This window comes from Streptomyces azureus (assembly GCF_001270025.1).
GTDB classification, from domain to species: domain Bacteria; phylum Actinomycetota; class Actinomycetes; order Streptomycetales; family Streptomycetaceae; genus Streptomyces; species Streptomyces azureus.
In genome coordinates, this window is sequence record NZ_DF968297.1 from 1 (window position 1) to 17,774 (window position 17,774).

At 70.8% G+C, this 17,774-nt stretch carries 15 protein-coding genes; 5 read left to right on the top strand and 10 right to left on the bottom strand.

The genetic code is table 11. The features are described from left to right. The 3 genes from AOQ53_RS19565 to AOQ53_RS19575 all read right to left on the bottom strand — a co-directional run. Positions 1-296: transposase (locus AOQ53_RS19565; protein ID WP_148640355.1), on the bottom strand; the 296-nt coding region annotated here is incomplete at its 3' end. Positions 297-365: 69 nt separating this feature from the next. Next, positions 366-1,184, bottom strand: a complete 819-nt coding sequence (locus AOQ53_RS19570; protein WP_059419039.1) for a nucleotidyltransferase domain-containing protein — start codon at positions 1,182-1,184, stop codon at positions 366-368. Positions 1,185-1,307: 123 nt separating this feature from the next. Further along, a complete protein-coding gene (locus AOQ53_RS19575) occupies positions 1,308-1,982 on the bottom strand; it encodes a Crp/Fnr family transcriptional regulator (protein ID WP_010031945.1) in 675 nt (224 codons plus the stop codon). A 408-nt stretch (positions 1,983-2,390) separates the two neighbouring features. Between AOQ53_RS19575 and nth the strand changes: the two genes are divergently transcribed. From nth to AOQ53_RS19590, 3 genes are all read left to right on the top strand, one after another. Beyond that, the gene (nth, locus tag AOQ53_RS19580) at positions 2,391-3,335 is read left to right on the top strand and encodes an endonuclease III (protein ID WP_059419041.1); all 945 of its coding nucleotides are present in this window, start codon (positions 2,391-2,393) and stop codon (positions 3,333-3,335) included. A gap of 97 nt (positions 3,336-3,432) precedes the next feature. Further along, positions 3,433-4,128: an NUDIX hydrolase gene (locus tag AOQ53_RS19585; RefSeq protein WP_059419107.1), complete on the top strand. Its 696-nt coding sequence runs from the start codon at positions 3,433-3,435 to the stop codon at positions 4,126-4,128. 13 nt (positions 4,129-4,141) lie between these two features. After that, entirely contained in the window at positions 4,142-5,341 is a 1,200-nt protein-coding gene (locus tag AOQ53_RS19590; RefSeq protein ID WP_059419109.1) for a MarP family serine protease, read from the top strand. A 50-nt stretch (positions 5,342-5,391) separates the two neighbouring features. Here the strand turns inward: AOQ53_RS19590 and AOQ53_RS46370 are convergent, their stop codons facing one another. The 6 genes from AOQ53_RS46370 to AOQ53_RS19615 form a co-directional block, all read right to left on the bottom strand. After that, a complete protein-coding gene (locus AOQ53_RS46370) occupies positions 5,392-5,574 on the bottom strand; it encodes a hypothetical protein (RefSeq protein WP_078602692.1) in 183 nt (60 codons plus the stop codon). Positions 5,575-5,701: 127 nt separating this feature from the next. After that, positions 5,702-6,640 (bottom strand): alpha/beta fold hydrolase, encoded by a 939-nt coding sequence (locus AOQ53_RS19595; RefSeq protein ID WP_059419043.1) that lies wholly within the window; start codon positions 6,638-6,640, stop codon positions 5,702-5,704. Then, a complete protein-coding gene (locus tag AOQ53_RS19600) occupies positions 6,637-7,125 on the bottom strand; it encodes a phage holin family protein (protein WP_059419045.1) in 489 nt (162 codons plus the stop codon). Before AOQ53_RS19600 ends, AOQ53_RS19595 begins: the two co-directional genes overlap by 4 nt. A gap of 120 nt (positions 7,126-7,245) precedes the next feature. Further along, positions 7,246-8,682 (bottom strand): Na+/H+ antiporter NhaA, encoded by a 1,437-nt coding sequence (gene nhaA, locus AOQ53_RS19605; RefSeq protein WP_059419046.1) that lies wholly within the window; start codon positions 8,680-8,682, stop codon positions 7,246-7,248. A gap of 213 nt (positions 8,683-8,895) precedes the next feature. Continuing rightward, positions 8,896-10,851 carry an acetate--CoA ligase gene (acs, locus tag AOQ53_RS19610; RefSeq protein WP_059419111.1) on the bottom strand — a complete coding sequence of 652 codons (1,956 nt, stop codon included), beginning with the start codon at positions 10,849-10,851 and terminating at the stop codon, positions 8,896-8,898. A 365-nt stretch (positions 10,852-11,216) separates the two neighbouring features. Then, positions 11,217-13,586 carry a bifunctional SulP family inorganic anion transporter/carbonic anhydrase gene (locus tag AOQ53_RS19615; protein ID WP_059419048.1) on the bottom strand — a complete coding sequence of 790 codons (2,370 nt, stop codon included), beginning with the start codon at positions 13,584-13,586 and terminating at the stop codon, positions 11,217-11,219. Positions 13,587-13,879: 293 nt separating this feature from the next. On the opposite strand from AOQ53_RS19615, the gene AOQ53_RS19620 reads away from it, so the two are divergent. Next, positions 13,880-15,142, top strand: coding sequence for a hypothetical protein (locus AOQ53_RS19620; RefSeq protein ID WP_059419050.1), 1,263 nt, complete (start codon positions 13,880-13,882; stop codon positions 15,140-15,142). Between the two features lie 64 nt (positions 15,143-15,206). Next, the gene (locus tag AOQ53_RS19625) at positions 15,207-16,031 is read left to right on the top strand and encodes a Fic family protein (protein WP_059419052.1); all 825 of its coding nucleotides are present in this window, start codon (positions 15,207-15,209) and stop codon (positions 16,029-16,031) included. A gap of 338 nt (positions 16,032-16,369) precedes the next feature. On the opposite strand, the gene AOQ53_RS19630 is transcribed toward AOQ53_RS19625, so the two are convergent. Continuing rightward, on the bottom strand, positions 16,370-17,203 hold the full coding sequence (locus tag AOQ53_RS19630; RefSeq protein WP_059419055.1) for an HAD family hydrolase: 834 nt from the start codon (positions 17,201-17,203) through the stop codon (positions 16,370-16,372). Between the last annotated feature and the right edge of the window lie 571 nt (positions 17,204-17,774).

Below are 17,774 nucleotides of genomic sequence, written 5' to 3' on the forward strand. Positions count from 1 at the left end.
GAGTCCACGCTGACCAGGGACATGTCGATCTCGTCCCTGCGAGCGGCTTCGGCGATCGCCTCTTCCAGAAGGGTCTGGAAGACGCCGGCGTCCCGCCATCGCATGAAGCGGTTGTAGACCGTCTGCCAGGCGCCGAACCGCTCGGGCATCTCCCGCCACTGGCTGCCCGTGCGGAACCTCCAGATCACCCCCTCGAACTGCTCACGCAGCCGCTCGGGGTACGGGCCGAATCTGCCGACGGGCAGGAACGGCTCGATGAACTCCCACTCCCTGTCGTTAAGTTGCGCACGCGTCACACCACAGTCCTATCGGACCGACACCCCACCCCGGGCTTGATCGCAACTAAAGACAGCCCCTAGGGCCCTTCACGGACGCGGCGCTTTGACGCCGTGCACGCGCGCGTACTCCCCGGCGAGCCAGGGCCCGAGATCGTCGACGTACGACACGAGCACGGCGGCGTCCCCCGTCGGCTCCCGGCCGAGGGCGGCCGCGGCCCGCATCTGCTCGGCGCGCTGCGGGTAGTACCGGGCGAACGCCTCGGCCATCTTCCGCAGGTCGCTGGTCCAGCCGTTCCAGCGAGGCATGACCAGGGTGAAGCCCGTGCGCACGAGGTGCCGGGACATGAAGCGGACGAGCGGACGGCGGGCCTCTTCCGTGTCGCCTGCCTCGGCGATCCGCCGGCGCCAGCGCGGGAGGAGCAGGGCCAGATCGCCGTTGGTCTCGCGGGCCAGCAGTGAGCCGGGGCGGTAGCGCGGCAGGTGCGCGGCCAGGTCCTCGCCCAGCAGAGGGGTGCACAGGCAGGCGACGAACCACCCCAGGTCGTAGCGCTCCAGGTCGCTCAGCAGCCGCGCCCGGCTGAACAGCAGCGTCCCGTGCCCGTCGAGTTGCTCGAACTCCTCGTCCAGCGCCGCACCGAGGGCACGGGCCTCCGCCCGGTCCGTGTCGGTCGGCTCCTCGCGCAGGGCGAGCAGCAGATCGAGGTCGCTGCGCCCCGCGCGCGCGGTGCCGCGCGGGATCGACCCGTAGAGGTACGCGCTGTGCAGCCGCGCCCCGAACACGTCGGCCAGCCGCTCCCCGGCCGCGGCGACGACCGGACGGAAGGCGTCGGGCACGCGCGCGAGGGAGCCCTCCCGGGCGATGAAGCCCTGGGCGTCGAGTCCCGGGCGGTGAACGGTTCCGGCCATGCGGTCACTGTGCCGTGAAGGGGGATGCCGACGCGGCCCCTTTTCGTGCCGCGTACGACGTCGGGCCCCGTCCCGCGAGGAGACAGGGCCCGACGGCGACGTACGGCCAGGGGTGCGTGCGCGTCAGCGTGAGCGCTTGGCGAGGCGTTCCACGTCCAGGAGGATCACCGCGCGGGCCTCCAGGCGCAGCCAGCCGCGCTGGGCGAAGTCCGCCAGTGCCTTGTTGACCGTCTCGCGGGACGCGCCGACCAGCTGGGCCAGCTCCTCCTGCGTGAGGTCGTGGACGACGTGGATGCCCTCCTCGGACTGCACGCCGAACCGGCGGGAGAGGTCCAGCAGGGCGCGGGCGACACGGCCCGGGACGTCCGAGAAGACGAGGTCGGACATCGCGTCGTTGGTCTTGCGCAGCCGGCGGGCGACGGCGCGCAGGAGCGCCGTGGCCACCTCGGGGCGGGCGTTCAGCCAGGGCTGGAGGTCGCCGTGGCCGAGGCCGAGCAGCTTGACCTCGGTCAGCGCCGTGGCGGTCGCGGTGCGCGGGCCCGGGTCGAACAGCGACAGCTCGCCGATGAGCTCGCCGGGGCCGACCACGGCCAGCATGTTCTCGCGGCCGTCGGGGGACGTGCGGTGGAGCTTGACCTTCCCCTCCGTGACCACGTACAGGCGGTCGCCGGGGTCACCCTCGTGGAACAGCGAGTCACCGCGCGCGAGGGTCACCTCACTCATGGAGGCGCGGAGCTCCGCGGCCTGCTCGTCGTCGAGCGCCGCGAAGAGCGGATTGCGCCGCAGAACGTCGTCCACGAGTTCTCTCCTTGTCGACCTGCTCAGGGGCTGTTGCCCCCGCGTACCAAGGCACCGTGGTGCCCATTTTGCCGGACGGTCCAAACAGTGTGATCTGTCACAAGGATGCCGCACACGTGTCCCGGGGTACGCGGCAGGGGTCCAATTGGGCGCCGATCTTCGGGGTCCGGGGCGGATGTCGGTGCCGGGCCTTAGGCTGGCCGGGTGTCCAAATCGCCGGTGAGAGCACAGGCCGAGGGGGCTGCGCGGGTGGTTGTACGTCGCGATTCCGCTGTGGGCGAACAGAGCCCCGATGGCGGTAGGAAAACGGCGAAAGCGACAGGGGAGGCGGAGCCTTCCGGGAAGTCGGCGCCGGCGAAGAAGGCGCTTGCCAGGAGGGCCGGGGCCGCGAGTGAGCAGGCATCTGCGATGCAGGCTGCGGCTGTGAAGAAGGCCGCGTCTGCGAAGAAGGCTGCGGCTGTGAAGAAGGCCGCGCCTGCGAAAAAGGCCCCCGCCGCCAAGAAGGTCACCGTCGCCCCCAAGAAGGCCACGGCCCGCATCAAGGGCACCGCCCCGGCCAGCGTCGTCCACCCCCCGAGTGGCGAGTCCCGCACCGCCCTGGTCCGCCGGGCCCGCCGTATCAACCGCGAGCTCGCCGAGGTCTACCCGTACGCCCACCCCGAGCTGGACTTCACCAACCCCTTCCAGCTGGTGGTCGCCACGGTCCTGTCCGCCCAGACCACCGACCTGCGCGTCAACCAGACCACCCCCGCCCTCTTCGCCAAGTACCCCACCCCGGAGGACCTGGCCGCCGCCAACCCGGAGGAGGTGGAGGAGATCCTCCGCCCGTGCGGCTTCTTCCGGGCCAAGACCAAGTCGGTCATAGGGCTGTCCAAGGCCCTCGTGGAGGACTTCGGCGGCGAGGTCCCCGGCCGGCTGGAGGATCTGGTCAAGCTGCCCGGCGTCGGCCGCAAGACCGCGTTCGTCGTGCTCGGGAACGCCTTCGGCCGGCCCGGCATCACCGTGGACACGCACTTCCAGCGCCTGGTGCGCCGCTGGCAGTGGACCGCCGAGACCGACCCGGACAAGATCGAGGCCGCGGTCGGCGCGCTCTTCCCGAAGAGCGACTGGACGGACCTCTCGCACCACGTGATCTGGCACGGCCGCCGGATCTGCCACGCCCGCAAGCCCGCGTGCGGCGCTTGCCCGATCGCCCCGCTCTGCCCGGCGTACGGCGAGGGCGAGACCGACCCGGAGAAGGCCAGGAAGCTGCTCAAGTACGAAAAGGGCGGCTTCCCCGGCCAGCGTCTGAACCCCCCGCAGGCCTACCTGGACGCGGGCGGCAAACCGGCGCCGCCGCTGGGGGCCGGATGAGCTGCCCCGCGAGCCCCTCGATCAGGGGATCGCGGCCGTTCACGGAACGATCTCAGGGCCGCCGCGCGTTGGAAGCGGCAGGACGACGGGGGTGGCGATGACTCGGGCGAGCGACACACAGGGCGGGTCGGTGACGGTGAGCAAGGAGGGCCTGCCCGGCTGGCTGGACCCGGTGGTGCACGCCGTGGAGACGGTCCGGCCGCGGCAGCTGAGCCGCTTCCTGCCGCCGGAGGACGGCGCCGGGCGGCAGTCCGCCGTGCTGATCCTCTTCGGTGAGGGCGAGCGCGGACCGGAGCTGCTGCTCATGGAGCGCGCGCATTCCCTGCGCTCGCACGCCGGTCAGCCGTCCTTCCCTGGCGGCGCCCTCGACCCGATGGACGGTGACCCGCGCGGCGACGGTCCGCTGCGGGCGGCCCTGCGGGAGGCGGAGGAGGAGACCGGCCTCGATCCCTCCGGCGTCCAGCTGTTCGGCGTTCTGCCCCGGCTGTACATCCCGGTCAGCGGCTTCGTCGTCACCCCGGTGCTGGGCTGGTGGCGTGAGCCCACCCCGGTCGGGGTCGTCGATCCGAACGAAACCGCCAGGGTCTTCACCGTCCCCGTGGCGGATCTCACGGATCCCGCGAACCGCGCCACCGCCGTCCACCCCAGCGGCCACCGAGGCCCGGCATTTATGGTCGAATCGGCACTTGTCTGGGGTTTCACGGCCGGAATCATCGACCGGCTGCTGCACTACTCGGGCTGGGAGCGGCCCTGGGACCGCGAGAAGCAGGTCCCGCTCGACTGGCGCGCATGACAGGGTGGCCTCCGTGAACGTGCTGGACATCTTGTTGCTGGTCGCCGCCGTGTGGTTCGCGGTCGTCGGGTACCGCCAGGGGTTCGTCGTCGGCATCCTGTCGGTGATCGGCTTCCTGGGCGGCGGTCTCGTCGCCGTCTACGCGCTGCCCGTCATCTGGGACGCGATCACGGACAACGCGGAGGTGAGCACGACTGCGGCCGTCGTCGCGGTCGTCGTCGTCATCGTCTGCGCCTCCGTCGGCCAGGCCCTCACCACCCACCTCGGCAACAAGCTGCGCCGACACATCACCTGGTCCCCGGCCCGGGCCCTGGACGCCACCGGAGGCGCGCTCGTCAACGTCGTGGCGATGCTCCTGGTCGCCTGGCTGATCGGTTCGGCCCTCGCGGGCACCACGCTGCCGACGCTCGGCAAGGAGGTCCGCAACTCCAAGGTGCTGCTCGGCGTCTCCCAGGCGCTGCCGGACCAGGCCGCCACCTGGTTCGCGGACTTCTCCTCGGTCCTCGCGCAGAACGGCTTCCCGCAGGTCTTCAGCCCGTTCGCGAACGAGCCGATCACCGACGTCCAGCCCCCGGACCCGGCTCTGGCCAACAGCCCGGTGGCCACCCGCGCCCAGCGCTCCATCGTCAAGGTCATGGGCACCGCCCCGAGCTGCGGCAAGGTCCTGGAGGGCACCGGCTTCGTCTTCGGCGACCGCCGCGTGATGACCAACGCGCACGTGGTGGGCGGCGTCGACGAACCGACCGTGCAGATAGGCGGCGAGGGCAAGAAGTACGACGCCACGGTGGTGCTCTACGACTGGCGGCGCGACATCGCCGTACTGGACGTTCCGGACCTCAAGGCGCCCGCGCTGCGGTTCACCACCGAGGACGCGGGCAGCGGCGACGGCGCGATCGTCGCGGGCTTCCCGGAGAACGGGGCGTACGACGTGCGTGCCGCACGCGTGCGTGGCCGCATCACGGCCAACGGCCCGGACATCTACCACCGCGGCACGGTCCGCCGCGACGTCTACTCCCTCTACGCGGCCGTCCGCCAGGGCAACTCCGGCGGCCCGCTGCTCACCCCCGACGGCAGGGTCTACGGCGTCGTCTTCGCCAAGTCCCTCGACGACGCCGAGACGGGTTACGCGCTGACCGTGGACGAGATCCAGCAGGACATCACCAAGGGGCGCAACGCCAACCAGCAGGTAAGCAGCGACAACTGCGCGCTCTAGGAGTGGTGCTGGAGCGGGGCAGCCGGCGGGTCACTCGCGCGGGTGACGCCTCAGTCGCGTGTGTGGCGCAGACGTACGGAGACCCAGCGGGCCCGGCGGCGGAGGATGCGCGGGATCCCGACCCTGGGGTCCGCGGTCGCCATCTGCGGTGCGCCGCTTCGCTGGTGGGGGTTCGCACCGCCCGCCGAGCGGCGATTGCGGCTTGCGTCACTGTAGTCGTGCGTCCAGCCCATACCCCGACGTGTGCCCCCGCCCCATGGTCGATAACCGCCCCCGGGGCGTCCAATTGGCCTATGCGCCAGGCAATTGGCCGTTCGTAGGACAAGCGTTCACGTGCGGATACCGGCCGCGGTCACCCGGTCACCGATCGGGTTCGGGGTCCTTCAGCCAGTTGATGAGCTCCGAGGAGAACGCGACCGGGTCCTCCTCGTGCGGGAAGTGGCCGAGGCCGTCGAACAGGCGCCAGCGGTACGGGGCTTCCACGTACTCGCCGGATCCGGCCGCGCTGCGCGTGCGCATCACGGGGTCGAGCGAGCCGTGCAGATGGAGCGTCGGCACGCGCACGGGCCGCTTCATCCGGCGGTTGAACTGGATGCCGTCCGGGCGGGCCAGGGAGCGCACCATCCAGCGGTACGGCTCGACCGCGCAGTGCGCGGCGGAGGGGATGCACATGGCCCGGCGGTAGTTCTCCAGCGCCTCGTCCTCCGGCGGGCGCGGCCCGGACCAGTCCTGGATCAGCCGGGCCACGAGCTCACCGTCGTCAGCGGTGAGCTGCCGCTCCGGGATCCAGGGCCGCTGGAACCCCCAGACGTGTGAGCCGGCGCGGCTCTGCTTGACGTCTCGCAGCATGGCCGAGCGCCAGCGCCGCGGGTGTGGCATGGACTCGACCGCCAGCCGTCGCACCAGCTTCGGGCGCATCGCGGCGGCCGTCCATGCGAGGTACCCGCCCAGGTCGTGGCCGACCAGCGCGGCGTCCGGCTCGCCGAGCGAGCGGATGACGCCGGTGACATCGAGCGCGAGGTTGGCGGGGTCGTAACCGCGCGGCGTGCGGTCGCTGCCCCCGACGCCCCGCAGGTCCATGGCGACGGCCCGGAAGCCCGCGTCGGCGAGCGCCACCAGCTGGTGCCGCCAGGTCCACCAGAACTGCGGGAAGCCGTGCAGCAGCAGCACCAGCGGCCCGTCGCCCAGCTCGGCGATGTGGAAGCGGGCGCCGTTGGCGGCGACGTCGCGATGGTTCCAGGGGCCGTCCAGCAGCACGGCCGAGGCCGGTTGTGCCGGGGGAGTGGCGGGGTCGGTCATGACGACGAGCGTGCCACAACGTCGACGACCTCGGGGACCCGGTCCTTCGCAAGCTCCGGACGCGGGTGCGGCTTGGCCTTCTGCAGGACGCCCGCGGTCTCCTTCATGGAGGCGGCGACCTTCTGCGGGCCCTTGCTCTTCTTGGCCTTCTTCGCGAAGACCACGCCGATCAGCGCGAGCACGACCGCGACCAGTACGTTCGCCGCGAAGGACAGCAGGAAGCAGATCGCGAGGTTCCAGTCGCTCCAGGTGCGGATGCCGTACGCCAACGCGAAGTTCAGCATCGGCAGGGAGAACAGCAGTACCGCCCCCGCCATCGAGAAGGCGCCGCCGCTGGTCGCGCCGCGCTTCACGTCCTGCTTGAGCTGCGCCTTCGCCAGCGCGATCTCGTCGTGCACCAGCGCCGACATTTCCGCCGTCGCCGAGGCGAACAGCTGGCCGATGGTGCGTTCGGCGCCGACCGGGCTGCCGTCGGGTGCGCTCATCGCGGTCTCCCTCTTCTGCGTACGGTCCGATTTCCGCGTCTTGTGCCTGACTGGCCACAGTCGTCCGACTGCGTACGGCCTGACTGCGTACGGTCCCGTCTTTTGTACCGTCCCGTCAGATCATGCCGGACGGTGGTGGTCATCGCCTGCCCCGCCCGGTACTTCGGCAAGCCCGTGCCGCGCGACTGCCTTCTCCTGGGCGATCCGGCGGTGTTCGGCGGCCTTGCGTTCGTAGACGTCGGCCAGCCGCAGGTGGTACGCCGGGTCGTCCTCCTCGTAGATGTCCGGGATGCCGTCGAGGTCCTCGTCGCGCTCCTCGGCCTCCCACAGGCGGCGGTACTTGGCGTTGCGTATCTTCAGCAGGACCGTCGCGAGTGTCGCGGCGATGAGCGAGCCCAGCAGCACGGCGGCCTTGACCTCGCCGGTCATCGTCTGGTCGCCCTCGAAGGCGAGTTCGCCGATGAGCAGCGAGACGGTGAAGCCGATGCCGGCGAGGCTCGCCACCGCGAACACGTCCCCCCAGGCGAGGTCGTCGCTGAGCGAGGCCCGGGTGAAACGGGCCGTCAGCCACGTCCCGCCGAAGATGCCGAGCGTCTTGCCGAGAACCAGCCCGAGGACGACACCGAGGGTCTCCGGCTTGGTGAACACGTCGGCGAGCGCGCCGCCGGAGATGGAGACACCCGCGCTGAACAGCGCGAACAGCGGAACGGCCAGCCCCGCCGACAGGGGCCGTACGAGGTGCTCGATGTGTTCGCCGGGGGAGTGGGCCTCGTCCGCGTGGCGGTGGCAGCGCAGCATGAGCCCCATGGCGACACCGGCGATGGTGGCGTGGATACCGCTGTTGTACATCAGCGCCCAGATGACGAGCGCGAGCGGCACGTACACGTACCAGCCGCGTACGCCCTGGCGCAGCAGCAGCCAGAAGAGGGCCAGACCCACGACGGCGCCGCCGAGCGCGGCGAAGTTCAGGTCGTCGGTGAAGAACACCGCGATGATCAGGATCGCGAAGAGGTCGTCGACGACGGCGAGCGTGAGCAGGAAGGCCCGCAGCGCGCTCGGCAGGGACGTGCCGATGACGGCGAGCACGGCGAGCGCGAAGGCGATGTCGGTGGCGGTGGGCACGGCCCAGCCGGCCAGGGAACCGCCGCCGGTGACGTTGGTGAAGACGTAGACGAGCGCCGGTACGGCCATCCCGCACAGCGCGGCGACGACCGGCAGCGCGGCGGCCTTGGGGTCGCGCAGGTCGCCCGCGACGAGCTCGCGCTTGAGTTCGATGCCCGCGACGAAGAAGAAGACCGCGAGCAGCCCGTCGGCGGCCCAGTGCGCGACCGACAGGTCCAGGCCGAGGGTGGCGGGGCCGAAGTGGAAGTGGGAGACGCTCTCGTAGCTGTCGTGCAGCGCGGGGATGTTCGCCCAGAGCAGCGCGGTGATCGCGGCGGCGAGCAGCAGCACACCACCGACGGTTTCGGTGCGCAGCGCGTCCGCCACGTAGGTCCGCTCGGGGAGGGAGAGCCGTCCGAGGACCTTGCGGGGGGTGGAGGGGCGGGGCGCGGTCACGTGGGAGACCTCCGGTCGGTGGGCAGGGCTGAACACATGCCGACCAGACTTCCCGGCGCACCATGAAGCAGTTGTTTTTCTTAGCCTAGGTAAACATCCTAGGTAAACATAGGGCCGAACGCACCTGGTGATCACCACCGGGGTGCCGAAGGGGCACTCGGCGTGCCGACCACCGGGTGCCCCTTCGTCCGCCGCGCTATGCCTGTGCGGTGATCAGTCCTCGCTGGGCGCGGCCGGCAGCTTCGCCTGGATCAGGTCCATGACCGTGGAGTCGGTCAGCGTGGTGACGTCACCGAGCTGGCGGTTCTCGGCGACGTCCCGCAGCAGACGGCGCATGATCTTGCCGGAGCGGGTCTTGGGCAGCTCGGCCACCGGCAGGATCCGCTTGGGCTTGGCGATCGGGCCGAGGGCGTTGCCGACGTGGGCGCGCAGCTCGTCGACCAGGGTCTCGGTCTCGGAGGCCGTGCCGCGCAGGATCACGAAGGCGACGATCGCCTGCCCGGTCGTCTCGTCCGCCGCGCCGACCACGGCCGCCTCGGCGACCGAGGGGTGGGAGACGAGCGCGGACTCGACCTCCGTGGTGGAGATGTTGTGGCCGGAGACGAGCATGACGTCGTCGACCCGGCCGAGCAGCCAGATGTCGCCGTCGTCGTCCTTCTTGGCACCGTCACCGGCGAAGTACTTGCCCTCGAAGCGGGACCAGTAGGTGTCGATGAACCGCTGGTCGTCGCCCCAGATGGTGCGCAGCATCGACGGCCACGGCTCGGTGAGCACCAGGTAGCCGCCACCGCCGTTGGGCACCTCGCCCGCCTCGTCGTCGACGACCGTCGCGGAGATGCCGGGCAGCGGCGTCTGCGCGGAGCCGGGCTTGGTCGCGGTCACACCCGGCAGCGGGGTGATCATCATCGCGCCGGTCTCGGTCTGCCACCAGGTGTCGACGATCGGGGTGCGGTCGCCGCCGATGTTCTTGCGGTACCAGATCCACGCCTCGGGGTTGATCGGCTCGCCCACCGAGCCCAGCACCCGCAGGCTGGACAGGTCGAACTTGGCGGGGATGTCGTCGCCCCACTTCATGAACGTACGGATCGCGGTCGGCGCGGTGTAGAGGATCGTCACGCCGTACTTCTGCACGATCTCCCAGAAGCGGCCCTGGTGCGGCGTGTCGGGGGTGCCCTCGTACATGACCTGCGTCGCGCCGTTGGCGAGCGGGCCGTAGACGATGTAAGAGTGGCCGGTGACCCAGCCGACGTCGGCGGTGCACCAGTACACGTCCGTCTCCGGCTTGAGGTCGAAGACGGCGTGGTGCGTGTAGGCGGTCTGCGTGAGGTAGCCGCCGGAGGTGTGCAGGATGCCCTTCGGCTTACCCGTGGTGCCCGAGGTGTAGAGGATGAACAGCGGGTGCTCGGCGTTGAACGCCTGCGGGGTGTGTTCGGCGCTCTGCCGCTGCACGACGTCGTGCCACCACACGTCGCGGCCCTCGGTGAAGGCGACCTCCTGGCCCGTGCGGCGCACGACCAGGACGTGTTCCACGTTGCCCGCCTTCTCGACGGCCTCGTCCACGGCTGGCTTGAGCGCGGACGGCTTGCCGCGCCGGTAGCCGCCGTCGGAGGTGATGACCACGCGCGCGTCGGCGTCCTGGATGCGGGTGGCGAGCGCGTCCGAGGAGAAACCGCCGAAGACGACGGAGTGCGCGGCGCCGATGCGGGCGCAGGCCAGCATCGCGATCGCCGTCTCGGGGATCATCGGCATGTAGACGGCGACCCGGTCGCCGGCCTGAACTCCCAGTTCCAGCAGGGCGTTGGCGGCCTTGGAGACCTCGTCCTTGAGCTCGGCGTAGGTGATGGCACGGCCGTCGCCGGGCTCGCCCTCGAAGTGGATCGCGACCCGGTCGCCGTGCCCGGCCTCCACGTGCCGGTCGACGCAGTTGTAGGCGACGTTGAGCTCGCCGTCCTTGAACCACTTGGCGAACGGCGGGTTCGACCAGTCGAGGGTCTCGGTGGGCTCCTTGGCCCAGGTCAGCCGACGGGCCTGCTCGGCCCAGAAGCCGAGCCTGTCAGCCTTGGCCTGTTCATACGCCTCCGCGGTGACGTTGGCGTTGGCGGCCAGGTCGGCGGGGGGTGCGAACCTGCGCTCTTCCTTGAGCAGGTTGGCCAGGCTTTCGTTGCTCACGGCATCTGCCTTTCCCAGGGTGTCCGTTGTGTCCCAGGCCACAGCTCATCAGACCCGGGGGTGCGGTGACAAGGGCCGACCGCCGATTGGTTTAGACCTGTCGGGCGGTGGTGTCGGCGGCCGGCGTCATCCGTACCCACGGACGCCGACCAGGGAAGGTTCAGCCTGTGTAACGCGCGTCACCCGTGGATCGGGGGCGTGGCCACCACGGGCGGCGGGGTGCGCGGCTCGCAGGCCGTCGGGCCCGTCGGGCCCGTCGGGGCTGTGGGCCGGTGGCCGTGGGGCCGGTGGCCATGGGGCTGTGGGCCGGTGGGGCCGTCCGGGCCGCACACCCGCACGCGTGCCGGGCGCACGCCGTCATGGGCTCACGCCGTCAGGTCCGCCTCGCGTACGCGGTCGAAGACGACGCCGTCGTCCGTCTCGGTGAGCAGGTAGGCCTCGGCCTCGCCCACGTGGAAGTACATCCCGTGCAGCTCCAGGGTGCCCTCGTCGAGGGCCCGGGCCACCGAGTCGTGGGCGCGCAGGTGCTCCACCTGCTGGACCACGTTGGTCAGGCAGAGCTGCTCGACCGCGTCCTCTGGTGCCCGTCCGGCCAGCCTGCCCCACGGCCGGCTGTCGTCGGCCATGCGCTCCAGGCTCGGCAGCCCGTGCCGCAGCCACCGCTTCAGCGGTGTCCGGGCGCCACCGGGCTCGGAGTTGAGCAGCGCCTGCATGGCGCCGCAGCCCGAGTGCCCGCACACCGTGATGGACCGCACCCGCAGCACGTCCACGGCGTACTCGATCGCGGCCGCCACCGAGTCGTCGCCGCTCTCCTCGCCCGGTCGTGGGACGAGGTTGCCCACGTTGCGCACGACGAACAGGTCGCCCGGACCACTGGAGGTGATCATCGATGTGACCAGTCGTGAGTCGGCGCAGGTCAGGAAGAGCTGCGACGGCCGCTGCCCCTCCCGCGCCAGCCGGGCCAGCTCGCTGCGCACCAGGGGCGCGGTGTTGCGCTGGAACGCGCTGATGCCACGCACCAGTTCGTGCCCACTGGCTCCGCCGGCGCCTGTCGTCTCAGGCTCGCTGCGGTCCGTCCCGGCCCGGAAGCTCCGGGAAGGGGGAGCGGGCTGGGGGCGGTCGCACTGGTGGTTGCGCCAGTGCGTCCAGGGCCGGCAGCGGCAGCCGGTGACGGCCTGGGGCTCGGAGATGCGGGTGCCGGGGTGCCGGCCGGTGATCTCGACGGTGCCGCCCTGCGCGGTGTGCGTCTTCTGCCAGTCCTGCAACGTCTCGTACGCCGCGTGGTCCATGAACGACCCGTCCAGCTCGACGACGGTGTCGGCCCCGTGGGGTACGAGATGCAGGGCCCGGCTGAGCCGTGGCACCGCGAGGAACGTCAACTGCCCTCTGACGTGTACGTGATGGACTCCTTCCGTCTCTTCGTGCGTGATGCGGGTGCGGGTGAGGCGGTGCAGGGCGACGCCGACGGCCATGGCGATGCCCAGGGCCACGCCCTGCAGAACGCCGAGGGACACCACGCCCAGGGTCGTGACGGCGTAGACCCACACCTCTCGGTGGCGCGTCACCGTGCGGATGTGGTGCAGGGACACCATCTGGATGCCGACGGCCATCACCAGGGCGGCGAGCGAGGCGAGCGGGATGAGCTCCAGGATCGGGACCATCAGCAGCGCGGCGATCACTACGAGAACGCCGTGCAGCATCGTGGAGTTCCGGCTCACCGCGCCCGCGTGCACATTCGCCGAAGTCCGCACTGCCACGCCCGCGATGGGCAGTCCGCCGAGAGAGCCGGAGACGATGTTGGCGGCGCCCTGCCCGAGCAGTTCGCGGTCGAGGTCGGAGCGCCGGACGCGGGCGGGCAGGCCCGGGCGGTCGGCCGCCAGCTTGTCCACGGCGACCGCCCCGAGCAGCGACTGCACGCTGCACACCAGTGTGGTGGTGAGCACCGCGGCGACGAGGCCGAGCACGGGACCCTCGGGCAGTCCGGCCAGGGCGTGGTTGCTCCAGGACGGCAGGTCGACCTTGGGCAGGCGGAGCCCGGCGAGGGCGGCGGCCGCGCTGGCTCCGGCGACGGCGACGAGCGCGGCCGGGAACTTGCGCAGCAGGCGTCCGGCCCGGCCGGGCAGTCTCGGCCAGAGCAGCAGCAGCGCCAGGGTCAGCGCGCTCACCGACACGGCCGCGGGGCCCATGTCCGCCAACTGGGTGGGCAGGGCACGGAGGTTGTCCGGGACGGAACTCTGCGGTGTGCCGCCGAGCACGATGTGCAGCTGGGCGACGGCGATGGTGACGCCGATCCCGGCGAGCATGCCGTGCACGATGGCGGGGCTGACGGCGAGGGCGCCACGGGCCACGCGCAGGCAGCCCAGGCCGAGTTGGGCGAGGCCGGCGAGGACCGTGATGGCACAGGTCGTCCGCCAGCCGTAGCGCTGGATGAGATCGGCGGTGACGACGGTGAGTCCGGCGGCCGGTCCGCTCACCTGGAGCGGGGAGCCGCCGAGCCGTCCGGCGACGAGCCCGCCCACGGCGGCGGCGACGAGGCCGGCCTGGAGCGGTGCGCCGGTGGCGAGGGCGATGCCCAGGGACAGGGGCAGGGCGATCAGGAAGACCGCGATCGAGGCCGACACGTCGGCACCCGCGATCCGGAAGCGGCGGGGGCCGCCCGGCGGCGGGCTGTGGGGTGGATGGGTGCGCTCGGTCCGGTTCGGATCGGCGGCACGGGTGGGGACGCAGGCTGACATGTTTTCCCGTCTCCTCCGGGGCTGCGCGGTCGCGTAACGGCGCTCTCCGCTCGGGGCGGGGGCCGGTCGCGGCCGTGGTCACGGTGTAAATCGGCGGGATGGTTCAACGCTCGGTAAACGGATCGTAATGCAGAGTAAAGGAGAAGAAAGGACTTTACGGGCAAATGGGCGAATAAAACCCTCCGAAGAGTGAAGTGACCATGCGATCGGCTTGTCGTACTAGCTCCTTCTCGGTCTCGTGCGAATTTGGCGGCGCTGTCCGCACCCGAGAGAAGGAAGAAGGTGGGCGGAACATGGCAGCCACCCACAGGATCGCCGCGGGCTCCGTGATCGCCGCGCTTTGCGCCGCATCGCTCGCCGGTTGCGGGGCCGGCACATCGCGGCAGGAGGCCCCCGCCCCGCAGAAGGCGAAGCCGGCTCAGGCGCCGAAGAGCGCGGTCCGGCTGATCGGAGACGGCTCCACCGCCTACACCGGTGCGCAGCCCCACCTGCCCAGACCCGAGCGGCTGCGGCCCGGCCAGAAGCCACCGCAGTTCGTCGTCTTCTCCTGGGACGGCGCGGGCGAGGACAGCCAGAAGCTGTTCTCGCACTTCCGCAAGGTCGCCAGGGCGAACAACGCGACCATGACCTACTTCCTGAGCGGCGTGTACCTGCTGCCGGACGACAAACGCGACCGGTACCGGCCGCCGCAGCACTCCCCGGGCCGCTCCGACATCGGCTTCAACGACCGCCGCGGCATCGCCGCCACCGTGGAGCAGCTGCGCCTGGCGTGGCTGGAGGGCAACGAGATCGGCACCCACTTCAACGGCCACTTCTGCGGCAGCGGCGGCGGGGTCGGCGAGTGGTCCGTGCAGGACTGGAAGGACGAGATCGCCCAGGCCAAACAGTTCGTGAAGTCCTGGAAGACCAACGCCGGCATGAAGAACGCGTCCCCGCTGCCCTTCGACTACGACAAGGAGCTCATCGGCGCCCGTACACCCTGCCTGGAGGGCCAGCAAAACTTCATGAAGGCGGCCCGCGACCTGGGCTTCCGCTATGACACCAGCGGCGTCAACAACCAGGTCTGGCCGCAGAAGAAGCACGGCCTGTGGGACGTGTCCATGCAGCTCGTGCCGTTCCCCGGCCACTCCTTCGAGCAGCTGACCATGGACTACAACTTCATGGTCAACCAGTCGGGCACCGCCACCCAGGGCAACCCCGCCATGCACGCCTTCTGGGGCAACCAGATGCGCGACGGTCTGCTCAAGGGCTTCCAGCGGGCCTACGACGGAAACCGCGCGCCCCTGATCATCGGCAACCACTTCGAGTCCTGGAACGGCGGCACCTACATGCGGGCCGTCGAGGAGGTCATCGAGACGGTGTGCACCAAGGAGGAGGTGCGCTGTGTCTCGTTCCGGCAGCTCGTGGACTGGCTGGACGCCCAGGACCCGGCGACGCTGGAGAAGCTGCGCACGCTGACGGTCGGCGAGGCGCCGAAGCAGGGCTGGGCGTCCTTCCTCGCCGGCCGGCCCGCCCCGGCCCCGAAGGGCGTACCCGGGGCTCCGGCGGCGAAGTAGCGGCCCGAGTGAAGATGGCCACTCCGCCGTGGGGCGGGCTCTCGGGGTGCGTAGGGTCGTACTCATGAGTACAGCAGGCGCGACCGCCGACCCTCTCGCGGCCCTGGGGGCGCTGCCCGGGGTGGCCGATTCCGTGGAGTCCGTGCGCAAGTCCGTGGACCGGGTCTACGGGCACCGGATCATGCGGCGGCGCAGCAACGCGATCACCTCCGAGGCGGCCCTGCGCGGCGCCCGTGGCTCTGCGGCGCTGGCCGGCGCGGACTGGGCGCTGGAGGAGGTGCGCCGGCGTACGGACTTCAGCGGCGACGACGAGGCGCGCAACGTGGGTGCCGCCCTGCGGCTCACCGCGGAGGCGGGCCAGCTGCTGTCCATCTGGCGGCAGTCGCCCCTGCGGGTGCTGGCCCGGCTGCACCTGGTGGCGGCGGCCGACAAGGCCGACCAGGTGGGACGGCCGCGGCAGGAGGGCGAGCCGGTCGACGAGCCGCTCGTCGGGCTGCCGCTGCCGAGCGCGGCCGAGGCGCACGGCCGGCTGGAAGGGCTGGCCGAGCTGATCATCGCGGGCGGCAGCGCGCCGGCGCTGGTGACGGCCGCCGTCGTGCACGGCGAACTCCTCGCGCTGCGTCCTTTCACGTCCCACAACGGCCTGATCGCGCGCACGGCCGAACGCATCGTCCTGATCGGCAGCGGCCTGGACCCGAAGTCCGTCTGCCCGGCCGAGGTGGGCCACGCCGAGCTGGGCCGTGAGGCCTACCTGGAAGCCCTCGACGGGTACGTCTCCGGCACCCCGGAGGGCATGGCCGCCTGGATCGCCCACTGCGGCAGGGCGGTCGGACTGGGGGCACGCGAGTCGACGGCGGTGTGTGAGGCGTTGCAGCGCGGCGCGGCCTGACGGCAGGACCGGGCCGGCAGACAAATGCGGCGGTACGAGAACTCGTACCGCCGCTGGCATGAGCATCGGGGTACCAAGCGTCCTCGATATATGCCCATCAGGTCGGGAACTTTGCCCGTCCCTGGTGCGGCTGGCCCGTAATCGACGGGTCGACGTCGCGTGGGTGCCCGGTGTTCATGCTCGGTCCGTGGGGCCAAATGCGTACTTAAGGTGATCCTCTCGGATGTCCTTGGTCTCGCGGGCCGTTGAGTCCTTTGTACTCCTGCCCCGGAGCAAGCGGAAGTCCAGACTGCACTTCTTTACTTTTGGGTTCAAATAGAACTTCGGGTCGCCCCAGGTCAAGCGACGTTCGCCCGGCGCCGGTTCGCGTACCAGACGAGGCCGGCCGTGGCCGCCGCGGCGCCTATCGCGGCGACCGCGACGAGCGCCGGACGTGGCGGTACGGAGAAGCCGGGGATGCGCTGCTTGAGCCGGACCGGACGGTGGAAGTCCAGAATCGGCCACCCGCGCGCGAGGGCCTCGCGGCGCAGCGCGCGGTCCGGGTTCACGGCATGGGGGCGGCCGACGGACTCCAGCATCGGCACGTCGGTCGCCGAGTCGCTGTAGGCGTAGCAGCGGCTGAGGTCGTACCCCTCGGACGCGGCCAGCTCTCGGATGGCCTCGGCCTTGGTCGGGCCGTACGCGTAGTACTCCACCTCGCCGGTGAAGCAGCCGTCGTCGCCCACGACCATGCGGGTCGCCACCACGCGGTCCGCGCCGAGCAGCTCGCCGATCGGCTCGACCACCTCCGCGCCCGACGTGGACACGATCACGACGTCGCGGCCGGCGGTGTGGTGCTCCTCGATGAGGGAGGCGGCCTCGTCGTAGATGATCGGGTCGATCAGGTCGTGCAGCGTCTCGGCGACGATCTCCTTGACCTGCTGCACGTTCCAGCCGCGGCACAGCGCGGACAGGTACGCGCGCATGCGCTCCATCTGGTCGTGGTCGGCGCCGCCGGCCAGGAAGACGAACTGGGCATATGCAGTTCGCAAGACGGCCCTGCGGTTGATCAGACCGCCTTGGTAGAACGACTTGCTGAACGTGAGCGTGCTCGACTTCGCAATGACCGTCTTGTCCAGGTCAAAGAAGGCCGCTGTGCGGGGCAACGAGTGGTTTTCCACGCCCTTGAGCATAGGGGCAGCCCATTCGGCGTAAGGTGAGGCGCGTGGGTTTGCCTGAGAGGGCTCTCGGGTACACCATGGAAGTCACGGATCGTTCGCGACCGTGCTAACCCGGCCCGACTCCTCCCCCCCCGAGTCGGCCGTGGGGACGACCCCCGCTCTCCCCCCCGGCGGGGGTCGTCGCATGTCCGGATGGGTTTTCTCCTTCTTCGCGCGGCCGGAGTGCCGTTCTGCTGTCACTTCGGGCGTGCTCTTGACGTGCCCATGACCTATCACGGTGTGTAGTCGTCGGACTGCTCTGTGGAAGTCGCACTGAGGGCCTGCGGGCGTCACCGGTATGGGTGACGGCGATTTTCACAACCGCCCAGGCGTCCACAGTTATCCACCAAGATCCACACGATTTCCGGGATCGCTGCACCGTGATTCCAGCGCAGCCCGCTCGCGGCGGGTTCATGGCCCGGCTCCGATTGCCGGGGGCGTTTGGCCGGTTGGTGCCGGCCGTTCAAAGGGAGGCCGCCTTGCCGGTTCTTCCCACGTTTGGGAATCGCGGGGCCGCAGGGGCCGTGCGAGTCAAGCAGTGAAG